Source organism: Klebsiella sp. CN_Kp106, assembly GCF_040064575.1.
Lineage (GTDB): Bacteria > Pseudomonadota > Gammaproteobacteria > Enterobacterales > Enterobacteriaceae > Klebsiella > Klebsiella michiganensis.
On sequence record NZ_JBEAIG010000045.1, the window covers coordinates 51,128 to 74,809 of the forward strand.

Below are 23,682 nucleotides of genomic sequence, written 5' to 3' on the forward strand. Positions count from 1 at the left end.
AAAGCCAGCGCCATGGCGCAGTGCGCTTTGGGGTGAAGCCATTGGCAAGGATCCGATTGCCGAAGGCATTCCGCCAAAGCCCATTAAAGGAGACCGCAATGTCCCGTAAAACCGCGTTTAATGGCTCCGCTGCGGGCCGACGTCGCGCGCAGCGCTCCCACTTACAAAATCCGCAAACGCTCAGTTCAGATCTTATCCATCGGCCCACTCCGTCCCGCGCTCAGATTCAGGCAAAAGGGAAGCACCATACGCCTGAACGTATTGAGGACGCATTGCCGATTAAATTTGTGGCACAGGATATTTTTTGGCAGCGCGAGGAATATAAACGGCAAATTGAGCGAGCGACCATCATTTATCAGCAAGAATTTGCACACCAGTATGCGCAGCCAGGAACCTGGCTCTTCCAGAGGGCAATTTATGCGCTTGGTTTGCAAAAAAGAAAGAAAGTAACGGCGAGGTAACGCCTTAGTGCCAGGAAAAATGACCCTGCGCTTCGTTATTTACCATCATAACTCATAGTGAAAGAAGGGAGGGTATATGTCCGATCCTGTTTCCGGTACGTCGATAATTGTTGCTGGTGGATTAATGGGCGCTGGTATGTTTGGCCTGGTGACAGGTATTGATTATGGCGTTGTTTTTGGGGCTTTTGCTGGCGCGGTATTTTATGTAGCGACGGCGGTTAATATCACGCGCTTTAGACTCGTCGCCTATTTTATGACTTCTTTTATTGTCGGCGTTTTGGGTTCCGGGTTAATTGGTACGAAGCTGGCTATCTGGACCGGATACAATGAACGACCTTTAGACGCGTTAGGCGCCGTGCTGATATCCGCGCTGATTATTAAGATACTTACGTTCCTGAATAATCAAGAACTAACCGACCTCTACAAAATACTAACCCGCAACAATAGTGGGCGCCCGAATGGGAAATGAACTTCCCGCGCTGCTTAATGCCGTTCTCTGCGCTTTGATCACCCTAACCTTAATGTTTTATCGGCGCGCCCGGTACAGAAGGTATCGACCATGGATATCGTATACGGCTTATTTACTGGTAATCACCTATGCCAGCATACCGTTTCGTTATCTCTTCGGCTTGTATACGTCGACCCACTGGTTGGTTGTTACCGTGAATTTTTTTGTCTTTATTGCCGTGTTCCTGGTGAGGGGGAATATTGCGCATTTAATCGATAAATGAGGAATAAATGAATAAAGATGAGATTTTTAATGCCATTCTGGAAAAGGAGGGCGGTTATGTAAATCATCCTGATGATAAAGGAGGTCCGACAAACTGGGGGATTACTCAAGTCACCGCACGGGCTCATGGTTATGATGGCGATATGCAAAAACTGACGCGCCAACAGGCGCTGGATATTCTCAACGCTGACTACTGGATTGCGCCCCGGTTCGATCATGTTGCTGAAATATCTACCGCGATCGCTGAAAAACTGTGTGACGCCGGGGTCAATATGGGGCCTGTTCTGCCGGGTAAGTGGCTTCAACGCTGGTTAAACGCTTTTAATCATCGTGGGGTACTTTATCCGGATCTTATAACCGATGGTGTTATTGGCCCCAGGACCTTAAATGCCTTGAGCCATTATGTTATTCGAAGAGGCAGTGAAGGGGAGCTTGTACTGCTACGGGCATTAAACTGTAGCCAGGGGCAGTATTATCTGGAGTTAGCAGAAAAAAGTGAGGCTAATAAATCATTTATATATGGTTGGTTAAGGGCTCGGATAGCTATGTAATTTTCTGTTTTATTAATCTAATTCGTTCAGTAACTGAAATCTGGAGAAAGTGAATATGTATACATCTAATGATTTAACCCTCTCAATGTTTTACTCATCTGCCATTGCTGAGGAAACTGGTAATAAAGTCGCAACGCTCACCGTTCAAACCATGGGGCCATCAGCGGAAATTTTACAAATCAGTAAGTTGCACTGTATTACTGATGAAAATAAAGCGAAACGTTATAGTGTTGGCGAGCAGTTTATTGCTAATGGCTCCGACTCTCTTCTCGCCGCTATTGAAACCTGGTGGCGTGATAATTCTGCGGCTCTCATTGAAGAGTTAATGATTGAAGTTATGGATTTTATTTTGAGTAATGTTAACCAAAATGCAACCTGGATCGGCCAGTATGGTATGAAAATTTTTGAAAATGAGCCGGTCGCAAAACGTATCCCTGATAGCGTATTACAGAACGGCAGTCACACAAATTCCTGAAAAGTGATGTGGTGTTAAAGCGTAATCACTATGGCGCAACAATAAGTCATAATTAAACAAGCTATTCGCATTGATAAAATGCATTCAAATATTTAAATATCAATAATGGAGATATTATTATGGGTTTTGCTCTGCCTAATGGCTCAACCGTTTTTGTTGGTTCCGGTCTTGGTTCTCCCGTATCTGTGAGTACGGTTTCCAATGCTGAAGGTGCGGTATTTACCGTTGCTGAAAATCATAACCTTAAGGTTGATGATGTCGTGCTGATTTCTTCGGGTTGGGGTGTAATCGATGGTTTAGTTGCCAGAATCACCGCACAAACAACAAATAGCGTAACCATTTCGGTCATTAACTCCAGCGACCGGAATTTTTTCCCGGCTCATGCCGGTGGCGGGAAATTACAGAAAATCACGGAGTGGACTGAGATTCCACAGATTACGGAAGTCGCGCAGTCGGGTGGTGAACAGCAGTATGCACAGGTACAGTTTCTGGCAGACGATCGCCAGCGTAATATTGGCACCTTTAAGGCGGCTAAAAGCCAAACCTTTACCTTAGCGCATGATGCTTCTTTACCGATCTATAAAGTATTGGGCATGGCGGATCGCTACGGCCAGGTGTTACCGCTACGCATGTTTGTGCCTAATGCGAAGGAGTATCGCTATTGGTCCGGCGTTCCGTCATTTGATCCGCAACCAGTGACCGCGGTGAATAGCGTTGAAACTGTACAAGTCGCGTTTTCCATTCACTCTCGGGATATTACTTTCTATAAATCGGAAGATTAATCGTTCTCCTTATCTGTGGAACATAAATTAAATTCAACTGGGCTCCTGCGGGAGCCTTTTTTAAGGGTATTTATGAGCGCTATTTTCAAATTACAACCTAACCCTGTTTTTAAAGCTGATGTTGCTATTCCTCGTGCCGGTGAAGAAGACGGAGTGCTGAATTTTACGTTTAAGCATCGGCCAATAAAAGAACTGGCAGAGCTAGAAGATATTGACGAAAAAACGGTCTGTGATTTCTTACTGGAGATCGTCGACGGCTGGGCATTATCTGAACCCTGTACGCGAGAAAATATGGGCGTGCTGGTAGATAACTATCCGGGGGCCGTTAAAGCAATAATGGCTACTTATTATCAGGAGCTGACGGGAAATCGCGAAAAAAACTGATTGCGGTTGCCTCTGCATTCTATACGCCTGAACCATCAGCGGATGAGCTAAGCGCATTCGGTCTGACAGCCGAAGACTATGACGATATTGTCATCAACGTCTGGCCCGATATCTGGCCTGCGTTTGTGGTCTTTCGCACGGCCAGCACGCAGTGGCGCACCAGTCCAGGAGGGGTTATCGGTCTGGACTACAGTGTCCTCGCATGGCTCATGAGGGTTTATGATATAGCTGATGAGGTAACCGCAATAAACGATATTCAGGTAATGGAACGGGTGGCCTTGAATATCCTGAATAAACTACAGAACTAGCCTGGGTTTTAGCAGAAGTATGTTCACATTATTAATCAATGTAAACCAGATAAGTAGTTGGTTTATTCTTTCAGGAGATAATCAATGGCGGGTGATACAACAATAACACTGCGCATGAATAACAGTGAACTGGAAAAAAGCAATCAGCTTCTGGATAAATATCAACAGAAAGTAACTGTCGCCAGCCGTAAAAGTGAAGAGTTTAATAAGACTTTTCGTGCTGCAACAGATATCCAGAAAAAGCATACGGATGGCCTGAAAAGGTTAATACAGACGTTACCCCTTCCTCCAGCCAGAATGGGACCCATACTTCAGGATATGGTAAAGAAATCTGAGGATGAGACCTACAATATAACGTCAGGCTCTAAAAGTTACTGGGATTCACTGGCAGGAATAGGTAGCCCTCCAAAAGAAGAACTGGGTAATACGCCAAAAGTTTTTCGCCCAGGCGCAAATATGGAAGAGCGTTCTGACGATGATACGGAAAAAGGGGGGAAGAGCGATTGGCTCGGCGGTTTAATGGCAGGAGCCAAAGAGGCGTGGGATAAATTCCTTAAGGATGGAGAAAACGTTCATGGCAAGCTTAAGGATTTAGCTAAAGACGCCTTCAGCTCAATGGGAAACTCGCTGGTGGAATATATAACCACAGGAAAGGCGAATTTTAGTGATTTCCTGATGACCTTTCTGAAAGGGACGCTGAAGATGCTTAGCCAATTATTGTTGGTAAAAGCCATGCAGGCTTCCTTTAACGCGATGTCGAATTCCGGCATTGGCTGGGTAGCATCCATCGGGAAAGTTTTCACGGGCCACTCCGATGGAGGCTATACCGGAGACGGGGGTAAATATGAGCCGAGAGGGATTGTTCATGGCGGCGAATTTGTTTTTACCAAAGAGGCGACCTCGGCGATAGGGATTGGCAACCTTTACGCCATGATGCGCGGTGCGCAGGGGTATGCGGGCGGCGGCTATGTGGGAACGGCATCAATGCAGGGACTGGGTTCTTCAGGCGCAGGGCCACTGACCATTCAGACCTCAGTACTTATTCAGAATCAGGGCTCAGAACCGCAGGCGGCCGACAATAACGGCGCGTTAAATCGCGCCTGGCAGCAGACGATAGACCGTTCCGTTCGCGCTGGCGTGGCAAATGAATTGAGGCCTGGTGGCCTTATCTGGAATGCAAACCACGCACGTTAATTTTTTGATTCCCGGAGAAGATATGGCAATAGAAACCTTTACCTGGCGAACGCAAATACAAGCGGGTTTGCAGGGGGATTTTAATTTCACCGTTCGCGAGGCTCGTTTTGGCGACGGATATCAGCAGATCGTCGGCGATGGTCTACATTTTGAAAAACAAAGCTGGCCAGTGACCTTGACCGGAGAAAAGGAAGAGATATTAGCCGTGCTTGAATTTATGCGGCGTCATGTAACGAAGTCGTTTATCTGGGATACCCCTGCGGGGGAATCCGGGCTTTATCGTGTTAGCGCCGATTCACTAAAACTTTCGCCATTATCGAGTCAGATAATGACGGTAACCGCCACATTTAACCAGGCATATGCACCATGATTACAGCTGATTATCAAAAACTTGAACCCGGGAGTGAAATACGTTTACTGGAAATTGATGGCAGCGTCTTTGGCATGGATGATGTCTTATATTTCCACGGGCACAGTATCGCCCATAGCGAAGCTGAAATCCAGGCTGCTGGAGGGGACGAAACGCGTTTGCCTGCAAAATCCATTTGGTGGCAGGGCAATGAATATATGCCATGGCCTTGTATTATTGACGGGATTGAATCCTCTACCAGCGGTCGGGACGCGCAACCATCGCTGAAGGTGGCAAATATTGATGCTTCGATTACCGCGCTGTGCTTGTATTACGATGACCTGGTTCAGGCGAAAGTCACCATTCACGATACGCTGGCAAAATATCTCGACGCACGTAATTTCCCTGAAGGTAATGCGAGAGCCGACCCCACGCAGGAAAAACGAAAAGTCTTCTTTATTGATGCCAAAAGTGAGGAGACCAATGAAGCGATTGAGTTCACTCTTGCCAGTCCAATGGATTTGCAAGGAATAATGATCCCAACGCGTCAGCTGCATTCTATCTGTACCTGGTGTATCAGGAATAAATACCGCAGCGGCGATGGTTGTGATTATACAGGTCAGCGATATTTTGATAACAATAATACACCTGTTACCGATCCGGCGCTGGATGTTTGTAACGGCACTTTGTCGGCCTGTAAATTACGCTTTGGCGAAGACAATGAGCTGCCTTTTGGTGGTTTTCCCGGCACATCTTTAATTCGGAGCTAACATGCGCCAGAAAGTTATCAGGGCTATTCAGGTGCATGCTCAGGAGCAATATCCTCGAGAATGCTGCGGTGCGATTGCCCAAAGGGGGCGGGTAGAGCGCTATTTCCCCTGTCGTAATATTGCCGATGCCCCACAGGAGCATTTTGTTCTTGCGCCGGAGGATTATGCACGGGTAGAGGATTGGGGCACCGTAACGGGGATCGTCCACAGTCACCCCGACGCGACGACCCAGCCAAGCGAGTTGGATAAGGCTCAGTGTGACGCGATGTTGTTACCCTGGCATATTTTCAGCTGGCCGGAAGGCGATTTTCGTACCATTTATCCGCGAGGAGAATTGCCGCTGCTGGAACGTCCGTTCGTGCTTGGCCATTATGATTGCTGGGGACTGGTAATGAGCTATTTTCGCCAGCAGCATAATGTTGAGTTGACGGATTATCGTGTGGATTATCCGTGGTGGGAAGATGGCTACCCTGATAACTTTTATCATGATTGTTGGTATGAATGTGGCTTTCGCGAGTTTGATGGCCCGCCGCAGCCGGGAGATATGATTATCATGCAGGTACAGGCAAATAAGTGGAATCATGCGGGTATTCTCCTTGAGGGAAATATGCTGCTGCATCACCTGTATGGTCATTTAAGCCAGCGAGTGCCGTATGGGGGATACTGGCAGGAAAGAACGGTGAAAGTTTTGCGCTATCATATTAATGATAATGCGTTGACTAATGAAAAAATCTGAAAGACGTTGGGATTTTAAATCACCCGATATGAAATGCGTTAGCAAGTGAATGTGATTCAACATCAGAGGGCTGGACTTGCTCTCGAGTCAACTCAGCGTACGATATTATCAATGGCGGAATAGATGCTTATGATTTATTCATAATGTCTGCTGCAGATGGAGTATTTATGCAAGAACATATGGTCAGAATAGAGTTGGGCGGTATTCTTGGTAAGAAATTTGGCAAATCTCATTGTCGGATGGTGGCAACGGCATCTGAAGCGATAAGGGCTTTATGTTGTACTATCAATGGATTTGAAAAATTCATGAACAACAGCAAAGCTATGGGATTAACCTATGCTGTTTTTAAAGGAAAGAAAAACATTAGCGAGGATGATATTCCTTTCCCCATCAACGATAAAGTAATACGAATTGTTCCTGTCGTTATTGGTAGTAAAAAAGCTGGCGTGCTACAGACGATATTAGGTGTTGCATTGATCGCGGTCGCTTCAATCGCCACTATGGGCACTGGAGGGATATTCGCCGCGATTGCTGCCGGCTCCGGGTGGGGAAGTGCCGCAATGCTGGGGGCCTCAATGGTACTTGGTGGTGTTCTTCAGATGCTTTCTCCTCAGGTTCCAGGTTTAGCCAGTCAACAATCTCCTGAAAATAAAGCCTCCTACGCATTTGGCGGGGTCACGAACACCACCGCTCAGGGATATCCGGTACCGTTGTTATACGGCAAGCGGCTTATCGGCGGGGCAATTATTTCAGCGGGAATTTATGTAGAAGACCAGCAGTAAAATATCCGGCTTCTCTCATTTCAGACCACCTTTGAGGTGGTTTTTTTATGGACAAAATATCTATGACACAGCATCTCATTAAAGGTTGTAAGGGCGGGAGTTCAAGCCCGCGTACCCCAACGGAACAGCCTGATGATTTACAGTCTGTTGCGAAAGCAAAAATTCTCATTGCGCTGGGCGAGGGTGAATTTGCCGGTGCGCTTACCGCAAAAGATATTTACCTTGATGGTACGCCACTGGAAAATTCCGACGGCTCGCAAAATTTTAGCGGTGTCGCCTGGGAGTTTCGACCGGGAACTCAGGCACAGAATTACATCCAGGGGATCCCCGGTTCAGAAAATGAAATTAACGTAGGAGTGGAAGTCTCCAGCAAAACGGCCTGGTCCCGCTCTTTTAGTAATACCCAGCTTTCCGCCGTCCGCCTGCGCTTAAAATGGCCATCTTTACTGAAACAGGAAGATAATGGCGATCTGGTAGGGAACGCCGTCAGCTATGCCGTTGATTTGCAAACCGATGGTGGTAGCTGGCAGACGGTGCTGGAGAGTGCGGTAAGCGGAAAGACCACTTCCGGCTATGAACGATGCCACCGCATTGATCTCCCCCGGGCGACGACGGGTTGGGTTTTGCGCCTGCGTAAGGTCACGGAAGACGCAAATACCTCAAAAACTGGCGATGTTATGATGCTGCAAAGTTATGCTGAGGTGCTTGATGCAAAACTACGCTATCCCAACACGGCCCTGCTTTACGTTGAATTTGACTCTCGTCAGTTTAATGGCTCTATTCCAAAAATTGCCTGCAGTCCTCGCGGGCGGGTGATCCGCGTTCCTGATAACTATGACCCGGAGACCCGCCAATATTCAGGCATCTGGACCGGAGCATTCAAATGGGCGTGGACGGATAACCCGGCCTGGATTTTTTACGATCTGATCGTCAGCGATCGTTTTGGCCTGGGGAATCGTCTTACCTCAGAAAATATTGATAAATGGACGTTGTATCAGGTAGCACGATATTGCGATGAACCCGTCCCCGATGGTAAAGGTGGGGAGGGTACCGAGCCGCGCTATTTATGTAACGTCTATGTTCAGGATCGCAACGATGCCTATACGGTGTTACGCGATTTTGCGGCCATTTTCCGTGGCATGACCTGCTGGAGTGGCGATCGGGTGATTGCTCTGGCGGATATGCCTCGTGATATTGATTACACCTATACCAGGGCTAACGTCATCAATGGTCGTTTTCACTATGCCAGCAGCAGTAGCAAAACGCGCTATACCAACGCGCTCGTCTCATGGTCTGATCCAGAGAATGAGTATGCGGATGCGATGGAGCCGGTTTTTGAGCAGCCGCTTGTCGCCCGCTATGGATTTAATCAGCTAGAACTTACGGCGATTGGCTGTACCCGTCAGTCGGAGGCCAACCGTAAAGGGCGTTGGGGAATTCTGACCAACAATAAAGATCGCGTAGTGACTTTTTCAGTCGGACTGGACGGTAATATTCCACAACCCGGCTATATCATTGCGGTGGCGGACGAAATGCTGGCGGGAAAAGTCAACGGTGGCCGTACCCGCGAAGTGGATGGCTGCGTTATTACGCTCGATCGTAAAACGGAAGCGAAAGCCGGGGACCGTCTGTTATTGAACCTGCCATCGGGGGGGACGCAAGGCCGAACCATTGAGAGCGTCGATGGACACGTCGTCACCGTCACCGCTGAATATGCCGAAAGACCAGAACCGGAATGCGTATGGGCCATTGAGTCTGACTCTCTGAGGGTCCAGCAATATCGTGTTGTGGGTGTTAAAGATAATAACGATAGCACCTTTGCAATTTCCGCAGCCGCTCACGATCCGGATAAATACGCCAGGATTGATTCCGGTGCGATTATTGATAGTCGGCCAATCAGCGTTATTCCTCCAGGGAAGCAAAGCGCGCCAGCTAATATCGTTGTTGAGTCTTATTCCGTGGTTAATCAGGGGATTAGCGTTGAAACGCTGCAGGTTCACTGGACGGCAGTACAGAATGCCATTGCTTATGAAGCACAGTGGCGCCGCAATGAAGGCAACTGGATAAACGTGCCCCGGAGTTCCGTTGCCTCGTTTGATGTCAGCGGAATTTATGCCGGCCGATACATCGTAAGGGTGCGCGCTATCAATGCCGCGGAAGTGTCGAGCGGCTGGGCATATTCGCAAGAGAAAACGCTGACCGGCAAAATCGGCCTGCCTTCGGCACCTGTTTCGCTGACCACAACATCCCTTCTGCATGGCGTTCAACTAAACTGGGCGTTCCCGGAGGGAAGTGGCGATACGCAAAAAACCGAGCTGCAGTACAGCCCAAATCCAACCGGCAACGGCGCGATGGCGCTTTCTGACGTAACGTATCCGGGAAACTCGTATCAGCAGATGGGCCTGCAGATTGCGGCGACGTTCTGGTACCGGGCACGCATTGTCGATCGCCTTGGTAACGAAAGTCCGTGGACCGTCTGGGTGCAGGGGATGGCCAGCGACGATATCGGGGAGTATTACGACAAGCTGACCGATGCAATTAAGGACACCGAAGCCTGGCAAGAATCTCAGCGGGATATGGAGGAAACCCACAAAACGCTGACGGAAACCGCTGATGCCATCCGTGAAGAGGTCGAGCAGCAGGTTAACGAAATAAACCAGAGCATTAATGAGACCGCCGGGGGGATCCGTAAGCAGGTTGATGGGCAGATAGCGACGGTCAATAAGTCGATGACAGAGAATATTGACCTCGTTAATCAGACCCTCAATGACGCCATCTCGACAGTAAACAAAAGCATCAACGATGCTGTGAGTGATATTAATACTTCCGTCGACCAGCAGATAGCAGATGTCAATAAAGCCCTGACTGCGGGGGACTCGGCGTTAAAATCCCAGCTGCAGACGGTTGAAAACGGCCTGAAACAGTCCATTGCTCAGGCAAATACGGGCTGGGATAAAGCGGTAAAACATGAGACCGCTGACCGCATTGCGGACGTCAACGCGAAAGCGGCGCAGGTGGCAGACCAGCTGCTCAATGAAAAAAATGAGCGGGTGGCCGCCATCGATAATCTGCAGACAATTATTCAGGATGGGGACGAGTCACTGGCGCGTCAGATCGCTGAAATCTCTGCCGGTAGTGGGCAGCAGTTTGATTCATTCAGTATCTGGTACTTCGATAAAGACAATGAAGGGTGGACCGAGGACGATGGCGGTCAGGTGCCGATGCAAATCACGGACGAAGGCTGGCTGAAAGCATCGAACAGCACGGCCTCCTGCCGTTCGCCAAACGGGCAAAAAATCCCGGGTTCCTCCTATCGCACCGTCATGCTGCGTATTAAGCGCGTGGGTAATCCGGCATGGAAAGGGCGGCTTTACTGGATTGGTACAGAGGAAACCGGCTGGAGTGATGCCCGCTCGGTGACTATCGCCGAGCAGGAGTTTGATGGCGAGGGTATCAGCGTGGTGGCCATTTCCGACGTGAACTGGAACGCGTCCGGCACGGTTCGCCGTTTTCGTCTCGATCTGGCCCAGGGGCAGAATGCCGACAACTATTTTCTGATCCACTGGATATCCGTTGGGCGCCCGGCGCCGGCAGCAAGTACGGCAGCTCTGCGTAATGAGGAGATGGCGCGGACGCAAGCGGATGAGGTAGAGGCGCTGAAACGTTCCACGCTGGCGGCTCAGATCAGGGGAACCTCTGACAGTAACAGCCTTGCAGACCTGCGCTCCGGCCTGCTGTATCAGGAGATGAACGCGCGTATCACCGCCGATAAAGCAGAGGTGACGGCCAGAGAATCGCTGCAGGCGCAGTTCAACGACAATAAATCCTCGGTGGCGGAGGAACTGAGCTCCCTGACGACAGCGCAGAGCGCGCAGGCCAGCAAAATTAGCGGTCTGGAAACCAGTCTGGGTAAAAAAGCCGACGCAACCGCGCTCCAGACGCTGACGCAAAAGGTCGAACAGCAGGGCACCACGTTAACCAGCCAGGGAAATACGCTGACCTCGCTGTCTAACCGCGTCGGGAAAACGGAATCGGGCGTGGCCGCAAACAGCAATGCCATTACGGGCCTGCAGTCCAGCGTCAGCCAGCAGGATAAAACGCTGACCAGCCAGAGCAGCGCCATCGCAAAGTTGCAGAACGACCTGACCACGACGAATGCCAGCGTCAGTAAAAAGGCTGATGCCAGTGCGGTCACTGCCTTAACCAATCGTGTGACCGGGACGGAAGGAAACCTGGCCACGCAGTCTGGCCAATTGACAATGCTGAAAAACTCCCTGGCTGAGGGGAGCCTGGTCAGCAATGGCGGAATGAATGTTGATTTATCCTTCTGGGAAAACTCCGGTACCGGTTCGGCGTTCACTTATGATTCGGGTGAAAAAGCCCTGAAAACCACGACTGGCTCCATTCGCGTCGCCAACGTCACGCGTATCCCCGTTGAGGCCGGACTGACTCTCACGGTCTCTTTTGAGTACCGGACTTCGGAAACGGTTAACAGCGTATCGTCTGACACCGTCGGTGTGATAGCGGATTTAGGCAATCCGATCGCCTGGTTATCGTCTATATCACCGTGGCTGAGTGGGGTAACGACCAACTGGCAGACGAAAACCGTGGAACTGACCATTCCGGCCAATTTTACCGGGCGTTACGTTTATCTGCGATTTGCCGCCGGGGGCTGGACACCGTCAAACAGTGCACGTCTGTATATCCGTAAAGTCGACGTCTTTTCATCGACCGGGGTGTCAAAGAAAGCGAATGCATCGGCGGTAACAGACCTGACCAGCCGGGTCGACTCGGCGGAAGGGAAACTGGTCAGCCAGAGCCAGGCGATCGCAAAGCTACAGAATGATCTGACAACGACCAACGCCACCGTAAGTAAAAAGGCGGATCAAAGCGCCCTGACGTCACTGACCGGACGAGTGGAGAAGACGGAAAGCGGCCTGACTGCAGCGAATGGTAATATTACTTCCCTGACCAGCGCGATTGGTGCTGCAAAAGCTGCAGGGGATGATTATATTCCTAACCCGGCGCTTGAACCTTCCTACGACCGCATGGGTTATGACGTCGTTTCAGCCACTGCTGCGGGTGTACCTGTAGATTGCCCGTTTGCGTATGTGGTTCGCCTGGCCGGTCGCGACCATGTACCTAAAATCAACAATGTTGCGGTGACTCCGGGTGATGTTTTCGAGATGTCGGCGGTGGTTGCTTGCGGAACCGGACAGGCGGATTTTAATCTCTATATCGCTAATGCCACTTCAGCGACAGGTGGTATCAAAGCGAGACTTTCCGGCGGGAATACCAAAGTCACCGCAGCGTGGAAACGCGTGACATGGCGCTTTACGGTGCCGGCCGATACGAATTTTATGCGTCCCTTCCTGCAGGTTAATCAGAGTTCACCCTTTGGTACGGTCTGGTATGCGGCAGACTGGCATCTGCGCAACGTTACTGCAGCGCAGAGTGCACAGAAAACCGCTGATGCAACAGCAAAAGCGGTGGACTCCCTGACGACAACAGTCTCTGTGCAGGGCGATACGCTGAGCAGCATCGGTAGCCGGACCACGGCGCTGGAAAACGGTCTGTCAACGACGAATGCCAGCGTCAGTAAAAAAGCGGATGCGAGCGCGCTGCAATTGTTGCAGAACACAGTCACCGAACAGGGCAAGACGCTGACCAGCCAGGGCAGCAGTCTGACGAAGCTGGATAACAGCCTGAAGGAAACTGTCGCGGCTGTTGATGCCACAAAAGCTGATGCCGATGCTTCCCGGGCGATAGTCGGAAATCTGTTAACAAATCCGTCTTTTGAACGAGGTAAAGATGGTTACAGCGGCTGGCAATCAGCGACGTCAATACTCACAGCTTCTTCGCCGCATAGTGGCACCCAAATTCTTAAAGTGGTTCCAGGCAGCAGTGTCGTCTCGTTGCTTCAGAAGATTTCGTTTACCAAAGATCGCACCTACAAAATAGGTATCTTCACGCGTGTTTCAGGTGGAACAACAATGCCGTCAGGCACCGCTGGCAACAATAAGCTGCGTATTGGTGATTCTGACGGGCCACTGAAGGAGGTTCAGTTTAACCCCGCGACGCTGCCCACGAGTTCTGTCTGGCAGGAAATTTCGGGCACATGGAAAGCCACGAAAACCGCAGTCCTTGACGTCTCGCTCATGGTGCTGCTGGCGACGGGAGAGCAGTATTTTGATGATTTCTATCTGGTAGATGTGACTGATGAAACCAATATTGCGGTCAGCGCCACCGCCATCAGCAACCTGACAAACCGGGCCAGTAGCGCTGAAGGAAAGCTTGAGAGCCAGAGTCAGTCCATCACAAAACTGCAAAACGGACTTGCCACTGCCGACCAGAACATCGAGAAAAAAGCCGATGCTTCAGCCGTCGCTTCGTTAGGCAACCGGGTTACTGAAGCTGAAGAGAAGCTGACGAGTCAAAGTAACAGTATTACCCAGCTAGAAGCTTCACTCGATAGCGCTCGCGATACCGGTGAGAATCTGGTTGAAAACTATGATTTCAGAAACCAATTAAATGCGTGGAATCTGCAGAATGCCGGGCGCATTGTGTGGGGAGCATCAAACGGGGAGGGTGCTCCCGGTGTGATAATCACGCATACGGGTGACGCAAGTAATCCTGGATTAATGTCGAATAACGCTAAATGGTTCCCGGTAAGTTCATCACGCCGGTTCCGTTTTAAGGTACGTGCAAAATTAATCTCAGGTTCAGGTGGGATTTTATGCCGCATCTTTAATTCGAAGACCGCTGGTACTTACACCCAGACGCAGGCTGTTGTAACCAGAAAAGATGGTTTTGAAACGCTGACGGTAGATATACCCGCGTTGCCGGCCACCACCACAGACGCAAGGATTGCTTTTTATGTATATCCGTCCGCGACAGTTGTTGCCGTCGACAGCATTGCCGTTTATGACGTTACCGATGAAACCGTGGGTTCGGCCAATGCCAGCGCAATCAGTGATTTGACAACACGGGTGACCAGTGCTGAGGCGGGAATGACCTCTCAGGGAGCGGCTATTACAAAGCTGCAGAATGATCTGTCAACCACCAATGCGAATGTTAATAAGAAGGCTGATGCTACTGCATTAAACGCGTTATCTAATCGTGTAACGCAGACTGAAAAGGATATCAACAGCCAGGCTGACAGCATTACCAGCCTGAACAGCACGCTGAATATTAACGCCCGCAAAGGCTCAAACCCGTGGCTGGACGGAACGTTTGAAACTTATGACGTTAATCAGAACCTGGGTGGGTCTGCGCGAGTTATTAGCGGAGTCAGCTACTCGGGCGGCAAATGCATGCGCGTGACGCGTGCACCGAACACTACCGGTAACAGCGACGACCTAATCGGTTCACGCCTTGCCATTCGCGACGCGGCAGTATTCAGGGTTGAGTTCTGGGCGATGATGCCATCCGGTGAAACCCCCTCAGGCGGCTGGGTCACCGTGGTCGGCCTCAACGTGCAAAATGATGCGGGCGCAAACTCATGGCTGGGAGCTGCTAATGTCAGCGAAACAGCGCTGGCCGGTCGTGACAAATGGGTTAAATTTTCCGGGTATGCAAAAGCCACCGCGAAAGGTGCAACCCGTGCCGTTGTTTGGATCTCTACGCGCGGGGCGAACGGCAGCAACACGCCGGGTTATAATCTGTTTATCGACGACATGGTTATTACAGATGTAACCGACGCTTACAATGCGCAGAGCACGGCAGACGCGACCGCCTCAGCTGTTGATTCCCTGACGACACAAGTCTCTCAGCAGGGTGATATCCTGACGAGTGTCGGAAGCCGGACCACCATGCTGGAAAACGGGCTGAATACGACAAACGGCAACGTCAACAAAAAAGCCGATGCTACCGCTCTGCAGACGCTCCAGAATACCGTGACGGAACAGGGCAAAACGATGGCCAGTCAGGGTAGCAGCCTGACGCAGTTGAATAACTCCCTGAATGATGCCACGGCCAGCCTGGCTGCTGATGGTAAAATTCCCGGCAACCTGATTTCCAACGGTTCATTTGAACGCGGCCAGGAGGCTTTCACAGGATGGGGAAGCGTCGGGTCCGTTATCAGTGCACAATCGCCCAACTACGGCAGCAAAATAGCGATGTGTGGTGTGGGCCTGGCCGGGATCTCTCAGAAAGTACCGGTCGTCAAAGGCAACACATATAAAATCGGTGTGTTTGCCCGTGCGCAGGGCGGTTCGGTCATGAGTGACCAGGGTAATAACAAACTGCGTATTGGTCAGTCGTCCCTGTTGTACGATCGCCAGTTCAACACCGCGAACCTTCCAACCAGTTCATCATGGATTGAATTGACCGGAACATGGAAGGCAACGGTAGACGGGATGGTCGATGTGGCGATCTACTCCTCCCTGAAGTCTGGCGCGCAGTATTTTGACGACTTCTATTTTGTTGATGTTACAGATGAAGTAAATATCGCAGCCAATGCCGGGGCCATCAGTAGCCTGACCACGCGTGTGACGAGCGCTGAAGGGAAGCTGACTAGCCAGGGTAGCAGTATCACGGAGTTGACGAACGACCTGACTACCACCATTAACAACGTTAATCACAAAGCGGATGCCGCCGCGTTGGCTGCTCTGACCAACCGGGTGACGAGTGCTGAAGGAAAGCTGGAGAGCCAGAGCAGCAGCGTCACGTCGCTGAATAACAGTATTGCGGCCACTCAGTCTGATGCCGACGCAGCAAAAGCGATTCCGGGAAATATGCTGGCGAATAACTCATTCGAGCGCAGTTTTGACGGATGGGTGAACTCAGGCTGGAGCATACTGGCGGCGCAGAACCCTAAGTCCGGAAAGTACATTATCCAGGCGACAAAGACATCCAGCGGCTCTACGGCCTGCGATCAGAACGTAAACCTGATTGCGGGGCATACATACCGCATTGGCGCGTGGGTGCGCAAGTCGGGTGACTTTGCGGTCAGCAATGCCAGTAATACTAAAATCAGCATCCGTAATAGCTCAGGGCCGCTGAAAGATATTCCGATAACAACCAGCATCGGAACCGGCTGGACGGAGATCTTTGGGGACTATAAACCGTCCTCCGATGCTGCACTGACTATTTCCCTGCGTTCCAGCCTGTCGGCCGGTTATCTGTATGCAGATGATGTATTTTGCATTGATGTCAGCGATCAAGTGGCAAATACAGCGAACGCTTCGGCACTTACTGCCCTGAATACACAGGTCAAAATTGACGGAGGAAATATTGAGGCTAATACCCGGGAGCTTAAAAGCCTGAAAGCTGATTTAGGGACCAAAGCGACGGCCAGTGCAGTGAGCGATCTGAACGCCAATGTGCAGGAAATCGACGGTACATTAAAGGCTAGCGTAGAGAAGGTAGATGGCCTGGATATAACGGTCGGAGAACTGAAGGGTAAAGTTAAGACCCAGGGAGAGACGATAGCGGATTCGGAAGGCAAAATTAACTCGATGTACTCAATTAAAGTTGAGACAAAAGGTGATAAGAGAGTTGGCGCAGGGATGGTATTAGCCAGTGATGGTTCGACAAGTGACATCATTTTTAATGCTGATCGTTTCTCTATTTTTAATGCCATCAGCAAAACCGCCGTGCCGGTGATGATTGCGGAAGGTAACGAGTTGTATATTGATTCGGCGCGAATTAAAAACGGCACGATTGATATTGCCAAAATCACAGATCGACTTTCCTCTACTAATTATGTGGCCGGATGGAGAGGCTGGAGTATTACCAAGAGCGGAAGTAGTGAATTCAATAACGTTGTGGTTCGCGGTGAAATTCAGGCTGATACAGGTACTTTAAATAATGTAGTTATTAATGAGAGTTGTAATATCCTGGGAACCGTAAGGGCTAATAAGATTATTGGAGATGTTGGCTCATGGGCAATCAATATTGCTCAGCACCGCTCCCGTCGAATTGCGAAAGCACAATGGGCCTGGTTCGATTTGCTTGCTGTTGATCGCCAGCCGTTCGAGCAACGAGTGCAGCTTTTAGGCGCGCTTCGCCAGGACGACTCAATTAATATTACGGGTGGAGGTAAATTAACGGCAGGTATGGAGTACAAGAGTTATGAAGGTGGCTCGTTGAGTATGGGTAAACTAGGGTACTGTATTCTCATGCTGGGTACCGGTGATACTTCAGGTGGCGGTCCCATGACCTGTGCGCTCTCTATTGATGGCGTTTTATATAAGCAGGAAAATGGGAGTATGGAAATTCAGTCAATGGACTTCATCGTTCCGCCAGGTACCGGCCAGACTGTTGTGCGTTATGGGTACTATCTGGACAGAAACGGTGGTATGACGGGCGTAATCTTGTCACGTTTTCACGCGTTTGTTATGCGTAATTCAAATATTATTCGAGGCGTTTCAAGTGATTAAAAGGCTAAGCTCTGTTCTAAGGTGATGATTTACCAGACCACGGATTGCGCAGTGAGTTAAATTTAATAGCCTGAAATACAAACCGAAACGGCGCCCTCATCATGGATGACATAGTGAGGGCGCTTTGCGTTCTGAAACTGAGGATGAATAAAAGCGACCAAAAAATTTGCTAATAAATGTTAATACAGCGCATAAATACGTACTTCGCCTCTCGACGCGGCGCGCTGAGCTGCCTATTATCCTTAGGCTTGTTCATTTTAAGATGTATCTGAGGGGAGAGAAGATGCGAGCTGCGTTTTTAGTGGGATGTGCTGCGCTGTTACTGTCGGCGTGTAGTAGCAATGATGAACCTGTTCAGCAGGCAACGGCGGCGCACGTGTCGCCGGGAATGCGTGCCGCGATGAGCAGCTCCGGCCAGGCAAACTGCGCCATGGTTGGCGGCTCGTTATCGGTCGCCCGCCAGCTTGATGGCTCCGCTATCGGCATGTGCGCATTGCCGAACGGCAAGCGCTGCAGCGAGCAGGCGCTGGCAGGCGGAAGCTGCGGTAACTATTAATTCATCAGGTCGGCGAGCTTATACACCAGCGTCTGGTCGGCGGTCGCCAGCGTTAGCTGCGTTTCCGTCAGGTCGACCTGCGCGCCTTCGCGCAGCATTTTGCTCAGCGTGGCGTCCAGCGCGTTCAGCTGCGAGTCCGTGCAGAGCATGCGGGTCATCGCCAGCTCTTCAACCTTCAGCTCGCCGTCCGAGACTTTGCCCGTGCCGCTGAAGCGGTTGCACATATTACCTGAAACAGACATCTTGCCCGTAATGGGCATTTTTTCGCCGAAGCTCAGCTCCTGCGGCTTATCCGCGGCATTCAGCGGCTGCCCGTTAACGCTGGTCAGCACAAAACGGTGATGCTGAAGCTGTTCCGCTCTGGTTGACACCTTGCTGTTATAAACGCAGCCCGATAGCAACATTCCCGCCGCCAGCAGCGCAGCAAACTTGTTCATTTAGTCTCCATAAATATTTATCGTATTAATAAATGAAGGGAATTGTAACTTTATCGCAGGCGATTACTGTGGGGATTATCTGAATGTGCCCCCCGCAGAGGAGGAGCACAAAAGGGAAAGGAATATCAGACCAGCGCGTTAGGGCAGGTTTCGCCAGCATCCACCTGACGCAGGTTGTCGAGGGTGGTTTGTGAAATGCTGATCAGCGCTTCCGCGGTCAGAAACGCCTGGTGACCGGTAAACAGGACGTTATGGCAGGCAGAGAGACGGCGGAACACATCATCCTGAATCACGTCATTAGACTTATCTTCAAAGAACAGATCGCGTTCGTTCTCATACACGTCCATCCCCAGCGCGCCAATTTTCTGATGCTTTAGGGCGTCGATTGCTGCCTGCGAATCGATGAGCGCGCCGCGGCTGGTGTTGATGATCATCACCCCGTCTTTCATGCGATCGAACGCGGCATGGTTCAGCAAATGGTAGTTTTCATCGGTCAGCGGGCAGTGCAGGGAAATAACGTCAGACTCCCGGTACAGGGTTTCAAGATCGACATACTCCACGCCCATATCCAGCGCGGCGGCGCTTGGGTAGGGATCAAATGCCAGCAGACGCATACCGAAGCCTTTCAGAATGCGCAGCGCGGCGACGCCGATTTTACCGGTACCGATAACGCCGGCGGTTTTACCGTGCATGGTGAAACCGGTTAGTCCTTCAAGGGAGAAGTTCGCATCGCGGGTGCGCTGATAGGCGCGATGAATGCGGCGGTTTAGCGACATCATCATGCCGATCGCGTGCTCTGCGACCGCTTCCGGTGAGTAGGCGGGGACGCGCACCACGCGCAGGCCCAGCTCTTTCGCGGCATCGAGATCAACGTTGTTGAACCCCGCGCAGCGCAGCGCGATGTACTTCACGCCGTGGGCTTTCAGTTCTTCGAGTACCGGGCGGCTACCGTCATCGTTTACGAAGATGCACACCGCTTCACAGCCGTTGGCGGTTTTGGCGGTCTTTTCGGTTAGCAGGAAGTCAAAAAATTCCAGTTCAAAGCCGTATGCATCATTGACGTGCTGCAGATACTTCTTGTCGTACTGTTTCGTACTGTATACAGCGATTTTCATAAGACTTTTCTCCAGTGATAATACCGTCACGGTAGCATAATTAAAATAATCTTACAAATGTTAAAAACTAGTTTAATCAGCAGGTTATAGTATTAATTCTAGAGCATATCGTAGAGTTAAGAAATCTCTTTAAAAGACAATACGTTTCATTAAAAGTTGAGGCTCAGCGCCCCTGGCGCCAGCAGGACCAGCGGCCAGAGTAAACCTGAACTGACGTTAGCGAGCTGAAACTGCCAGAGAGAGGTCCCGCTGGCGCCGGTGACCAGCGGCACGGTGGCGCGCAGCGGAGAGAGAAAGCGGCTAAAAAAGACCGCCCACGCGCCGTGGCGGCGCAGGAATAGCTGGCCGCGAGCGAGGCGTTCGGCATTAAGCCAGCGGATACGATGCAGATGGTGCCGGTAGCGGTAGCCCGTCAGCCACGAGAGCCAGAATCCGCCGATGGCGCCGAGGCTGGCGCTCATCCACATTAACAAAAAATGGCCGACGCTGGCCGATGCCAGGGTGCCGAACAGCAGCAGTCCGGAGGTACCGGGGATCAGCAGCGAGATAACGGCGCAAGATTTCGTGAACGTCAGCAGGAAAACCATCAGCAATACCAATGAATAGCGGCTCTGAGCGTATTCCATCAGCGAGATAATTAAGTCCACAGCACCATCCGTTTACGTTCGCAGGTGTGGACCAGTGTCGCAGGCGAAAACTAAACCCCGGTTAAATAGCCGGCTGGTGAATCACATGGCGGCGACTACGCTTAAACGGGATGGAAACTTTAACTCACAGGTCGAACGTGCCACAATAGCGGCCTCTCGGCTTTTACTTATTTCGAATCAGGATATTAGCTGCCCATGAAGGGTAAATATAAAGCCGCCATCGCGCTATTATTAGCCCTCGTGCTGCTACCGCTGGCTTTGCTATTAACGCTCACCCACTGGGTGCCCACGCTGGCAGGTATCTGGCTACCGGCGGGAACCCGAATCTCACTTAATGAAAGCCCGCGACTGACGCGCTCCGCGCTGCGTATTCCGGATCTGCGCTACCTGGTCGGCGACTGCGAAATCGCGCGCGTCGCCAATGCCTCGCTCTCGCGTCCCAGCCGCTGGCGTTTACATATCAGCGAGCTGGATATAAACAGCGCCTGCCTGAACAAGCTCCCGGAAAGCGAAGCCGCGCCGGGGGCGCCGAAAACCCTCGCCGAATGGCAATCAATGCTCCCTTACAGCTGGCTGACGATTGACAATCTGCGCCTGTCGCCGTGGGAGAAATGGCAGGGGCGGCTGGTGATGTCGCTAACGCCACAGCAGCAGGATATCGGCTATGCCGGTAAAGAGGTTACCCTCCAGGCGCGGCTGCGCGGCCAGGCGCTGACGGTCAGCGATTTTTCCGCGCGTCTGGTGGAAGACCAGGCGCCGGTGAAGCTGGTGGGCGAGTTTCAGATGCCGCTGGTGCCGGACGGTTTGCCGGTCGACGGCCACCTGTTCAGCACCTTTGAATTTCCACAAACCCCCGGTCTTGTCGATGCCGAGCTGGAGTGGCAGAAGAACCGCGGGCAGCTGCTGGTCACGCCGCGCGGTGAAGTGGAGCCGATGCTTGACCTGCCGTGGGAAATCACCCCGGATCGTATCGTCATCAGCGATGGCCGTTGGCACACCGAATACGCGGGCAACGCCTTGAGCGGCCGGGTTGCGCTTTCGCTGGGCAACTGGCAGCAGGGCACCGAGCAGATGCAGGTCAGCGGGCGTCTTAACGTGCTCACTCAGGGCCAGGCCGGGAAGGGCAACGCCGTGCTGAATATCGGCCCCGGTAAGCTGAGCATGGACAGCAGCGACATGCCGCTACAGCTGACCGGCGAGGCCAAGCTCGGCGATCTGATTTTTTATGCCCGACTGCCCGCGCAGCTGAGCGGGCCGCTTACCGCGCCGGTGCTCAATTTTCACCCCGGCGCGCTGCTGCGTTCGCGCGGGCGGGTCATCGATTCGTTGAATATCGATGAAATCCGCTGGCCTCTGGCGGGCGTTAAAGTGACGCAACAGGGCGTTGATGGCCGCCTGCAGGCTATTCTGCGCGCCCATGAGCAGGAGATGGGGGATTTTATCCTGCATCTTGATGGCCAGGCCGACAACTTTATGCCCGACCGCGGCCGCTGGCAGTGGCGCTACTGGGGCGATGGCCATTTCACCCCGATGCAGGCGCGCTGGGATGTTAAAGGCGCGGGCGAATGGGTTGATAGCGCCATTGTGCTCAACAGCCTGTCGACCGGCTTCGATAAGCTGCAGTATGGATCCATGCTGGTGAGTACCCCGCGCCTGACGCTGGAAAAACCGATCCACTGGCTGCGCGATGAGCAGCATCCTAAACTGACCGGCGCGCTGTCGCTGGATGCCGGGAAAACCACCTTCAGCGGCGGCAGCGAACTGCCGCCGTCAACGCTTAAGTTCAACATTGATGGCCGCGATCCGACCCGGTTCCGGTTCAGCGGCTCCCTGCATGCGCAAAAAATTGGCCCCGTGCGCGTGACCGGGCGCTGGGACGGCGAACGTCTGCGCGGCGAGGCGTGGTGGCCAAAACAGTCGCTGACCGTTTTCCAGCCGTTGGTGCCGCCGGAGTGGAAGATGAACCTGCGTGAGGGAACGCTCTACGCGCAGGTGGCATTCTCTGCCGCCGCCGAACAGGGCTTCGAGGCGGGCGGTCACGGTGTGCTCAAAGACGGCAGCGCCTGGATGCCGGATAACCAGATCAACGGCGTCGATTTTGTGCTGCCGTTCCGCTTTAGCGACGCCACCTGGCAGCTTGGCACCCGCCATCCGGTATCGCTGCGCATCGGCGAAGTCGTCAACCAGTTCACCGCGCGCAATCTGACGGCGGATCTCCAGGGCGCCTGGCCCTGGAGTGAAGACGCACCTTTACAGTTAAGCAACGTCAGCGTCGATATTCTCGGCGGCAAGCTGACCATGCAGCAGCTGCGGATGCCGCAGCACGATCCGGCGCTGCTGCGTCTGCAAAACATCTCCAGCAGCGAGTTAATTAGCGCGATTAAAGTGAAGCAGTTCGCCGTGTCCGGCCCGTTTAACGGCGCGCTGCCGCTGTGGCTGGATAACGATAAATGGATTATCAAGGACGGCTGGTTCAGCAATCCGGGGCCGATGACGATGCGTCTTGATAAAGACACCGCTGACGCGCTGGTGGCCGACAACGTCTCCGCCGGGGCGGCCATTAACTGGCTGCGCTATATGGAAGTGGCCACCTCGTGGACGCGGATCAACCTCGATAACCTCGGCGTACTGACGCTGAAGGCGACGATTAGCGGCACCAGCCGGGTAGAAGGCAAAAGCAATACGGTGCACTTAAACTACTCCCATGAAGAGAATATTTTTGACCTGTGGCGCAGCTTGCGTTTCGGCGACAATCTGCAGGCGTGGCTGGAGCAGAACGCCAGGCTGCCCGCGCCGCGCTGTCAGGACAGTCATACCTGTAAGGAACAACAATAATGATCAAACTATTCGCCGCCTTTCTGGCCACCGCGCTGCTGGCGGGCTGTACGCCACGTATTGAAATCGCGGCATCGAAAGAGCCGATCACCATCAATATGAACGTCAAAATTGAGCATGAAATTCATATCAAGCTGGATAAAGACGTTGAGAATCTGCTCAAATCGCGTAGCGATCTGTTCTGAGGC

20 protein-coding genes are annotated in these 23,682 nt (G+C 51.9%); 17 read left to right on the top strand and 3 right to left on the bottom strand.

Going from position 1 to position 23,682, the window contains the following annotated elements; all coding sequences use genetic code 11:
* Window positions 1–98: 98 nt before the first annotated feature.
* From ABLU96_RS12510 to ABLU96_RS12580, 15 genes are all read left to right on the top strand, one after another.
* The gene (locus ABLU96_RS12510; RefSeq protein ID WP_014229124.1) at window positions 99–461 is read left to right on the top strand and encodes a hypothetical protein; all 363 of its coding nucleotides are present in this window, start codon (window positions 99–101) and stop codon (window positions 459–461) included.
* Between the two features lie 76 nt (window positions 462–537).
* Entirely contained in the window at window positions 538–930 is a 393-nt protein-coding gene (locus tag ABLU96_RS12515) for a phage holin family protein (RefSeq protein WP_025107970.1), read from the top strand.
* A complete protein-coding gene (locus ABLU96_RS12520; protein WP_032749344.1) occupies window positions 920–1,192 on the top strand; it encodes a phage holin family protein in 273 nt (90 codons plus the stop codon). Before ABLU96_RS12515 ends, ABLU96_RS12520 begins: the two co-directional genes overlap by 11 nt.
* 7 nt (window positions 1,193–1,199) lie before the next feature.
* On the top strand, window positions 1,200–1,742 hold the full coding sequence (locus ABLU96_RS12525) for a glycosyl hydrolase 108 family protein (RefSeq protein WP_004850338.1): 543 nt from the start codon (window positions 1,200–1,202) through the stop codon (window positions 1,740–1,742).
* Window positions 1,743–1,797: 55 nt separating this feature from the next.
* Window positions 1,798–2,217, top strand: a complete 420-nt coding sequence (locus tag ABLU96_RS12530) for a hypothetical protein (RefSeq protein ID WP_064406332.1) — start codon at window positions 1,798–1,800, stop codon at window positions 2,215–2,217.
* Between the two features lie 119 nt (window positions 2,218–2,336).
* Window positions 2,337–2,999 carry a phage tail protein gene (locus ABLU96_RS12535; protein ID WP_014229127.1) on the top strand — a complete coding sequence of 221 codons (663 nt, stop codon included), beginning with the start codon at window positions 2,337–2,339 and terminating at the stop codon, window positions 2,997–2,999.
* A gap of 72 nt (window positions 3,000–3,071) precedes the next feature.
* Complete coding sequence (locus ABLU96_RS12540; RefSeq protein ID WP_004850345.1) at window positions 3,072–3,383, top strand: phage tail assembly chaperone; 312 nt, start codon at window positions 3,072–3,074, stop codon at window positions 3,381–3,383.
* Between the two features lie 62 nt (window positions 3,384–3,445).
* Window positions 3,446–3,691: a DUF1799 domain-containing protein gene (locus ABLU96_RS12545; RefSeq protein WP_048263674.1), complete on the top strand. Its 246-nt coding sequence runs from the start codon at window positions 3,446–3,448 to the stop codon at window positions 3,689–3,691.
* An 84-nt stretch (window positions 3,692–3,775) separates the two neighbouring features.
* The gene (locus tag ABLU96_RS12550) at window positions 3,776–4,885 is read left to right on the top strand and encodes a phage tail tape measure protein (protein ID WP_064358487.1); all 1,110 of its coding nucleotides are present in this window, start codon (window positions 3,776–3,778) and stop codon (window positions 4,883–4,885) included.
* Between the two features lie 22 nt (window positions 4,886–4,907).
* Window positions 4,908–5,255 carry a phage tail protein gene (locus ABLU96_RS12555; protein ID WP_025107966.1) on the top strand — a complete coding sequence of 116 codons (348 nt, stop codon included), beginning with the start codon at window positions 4,908–4,910 and terminating at the stop codon, window positions 5,253–5,255.
* Complete coding sequence (locus tag ABLU96_RS12560) at window positions 5,252–6,004, top strand: phage minor tail protein L (RefSeq protein WP_025107965.1); 753 nt, start codon at window positions 5,252–5,254, stop codon at window positions 6,002–6,004. Before ABLU96_RS12555 ends, ABLU96_RS12560 begins: the two co-directional genes overlap by 4 nt.
* Window position 6,005: 1 nt before the next feature.
* Window positions 6,006–6,740, top strand: a complete 735-nt coding sequence (locus ABLU96_RS12565) for a C40 family peptidase (protein ID WP_004850353.1) — start codon at window positions 6,006–6,008, stop codon at window positions 6,738–6,740.
* 167 nt (window positions 6,741–6,907) lie between these two features.
* Window positions 6,908–7,522 carry a tail assembly protein gene (locus ABLU96_RS12570; RefSeq protein WP_004850357.1) on the top strand — a complete coding sequence of 205 codons (615 nt, stop codon included), beginning with the start codon at window positions 6,908–6,910 and terminating at the stop codon, window positions 7,520–7,522.
* A gap of 47 nt (window positions 7,523–7,569) precedes the next feature.
* Window positions 7,570–17,904 carry a carbohydrate binding domain-containing protein gene (locus ABLU96_RS12575; protein ID WP_348862550.1) on the top strand — a complete coding sequence of 3,445 codons (10,335 nt, stop codon included), beginning with the start codon at window positions 7,570–7,572 and terminating at the stop codon, window positions 17,902–17,904.
* A gap of 283 nt (window positions 17,905–18,187) precedes the next feature.
* Window positions 18,188–18,460: a DUF333 domain-containing protein gene (locus ABLU96_RS12580; RefSeq protein ID WP_004101621.1), complete on the top strand. Its 273-nt coding sequence runs from the start codon at window positions 18,188–18,190 to the stop codon at window positions 18,458–18,460.
* Here the strand turns inward: ABLU96_RS12580 and hslJ are convergent.
* The 3 genes from hslJ to ABLU96_RS12595 all read right to left on the bottom strand — a co-directional run bounded on the left by hslJ (window position 18,457) and on the right by ABLU96_RS12595 (window position 20,659).
* The gene (gene hslJ, locus ABLU96_RS12585) at window positions 18,457–18,897 is read right to left on the bottom strand and encodes a heat shock protein HslJ (protein ID WP_014229134.1); all 441 of its coding nucleotides are present in this window, start codon (window positions 18,895–18,897) and stop codon (window positions 18,457–18,459) included. The genes ABLU96_RS12580 and hslJ overlap by 4 nt on opposite strands.
* A 125-nt stretch (window positions 18,898–19,022) precedes the next feature.
* Window positions 19,023–20,012, bottom strand: a complete 990-nt coding sequence (locus ABLU96_RS12590) for a 2-hydroxyacid dehydrogenase (RefSeq protein WP_004112629.1) — start codon at window positions 20,010–20,012, stop codon at window positions 19,023–19,025.
* A 149-nt stretch (window positions 20,013–20,161) separates the two neighbouring features.
* Window positions 20,162–20,659, bottom strand: coding sequence for a DedA family protein (locus ABLU96_RS12595; RefSeq protein ID WP_004850371.1), 498 nt, complete (start codon window positions 20,657–20,659; stop codon window positions 20,162–20,164).
* Window positions 20,660–20,854: 195 nt separating this feature from the next.
* Between ABLU96_RS12595 and ABLU96_RS12600 the strand changes: the two genes are divergently transcribed.
* Entirely contained in the window at window positions 20,855–23,494 is a 2,640-nt protein-coding gene (locus tag ABLU96_RS12600; protein ID WP_046877237.1) for a YdbH family protein, read from the top strand.
* Window positions 23,494–23,679: a YnbE family lipoprotein gene (locus tag ABLU96_RS12605; protein ID WP_004121063.1), complete on the top strand. Its 186-nt coding sequence runs from the start codon at window positions 23,494–23,496 to the stop codon at window positions 23,677–23,679. Before ABLU96_RS12600 ends, ABLU96_RS12605 begins: the two co-directional genes overlap by 1 nt.
* Window positions 23,680–23,682 lie beyond the last annotated feature (3 nt).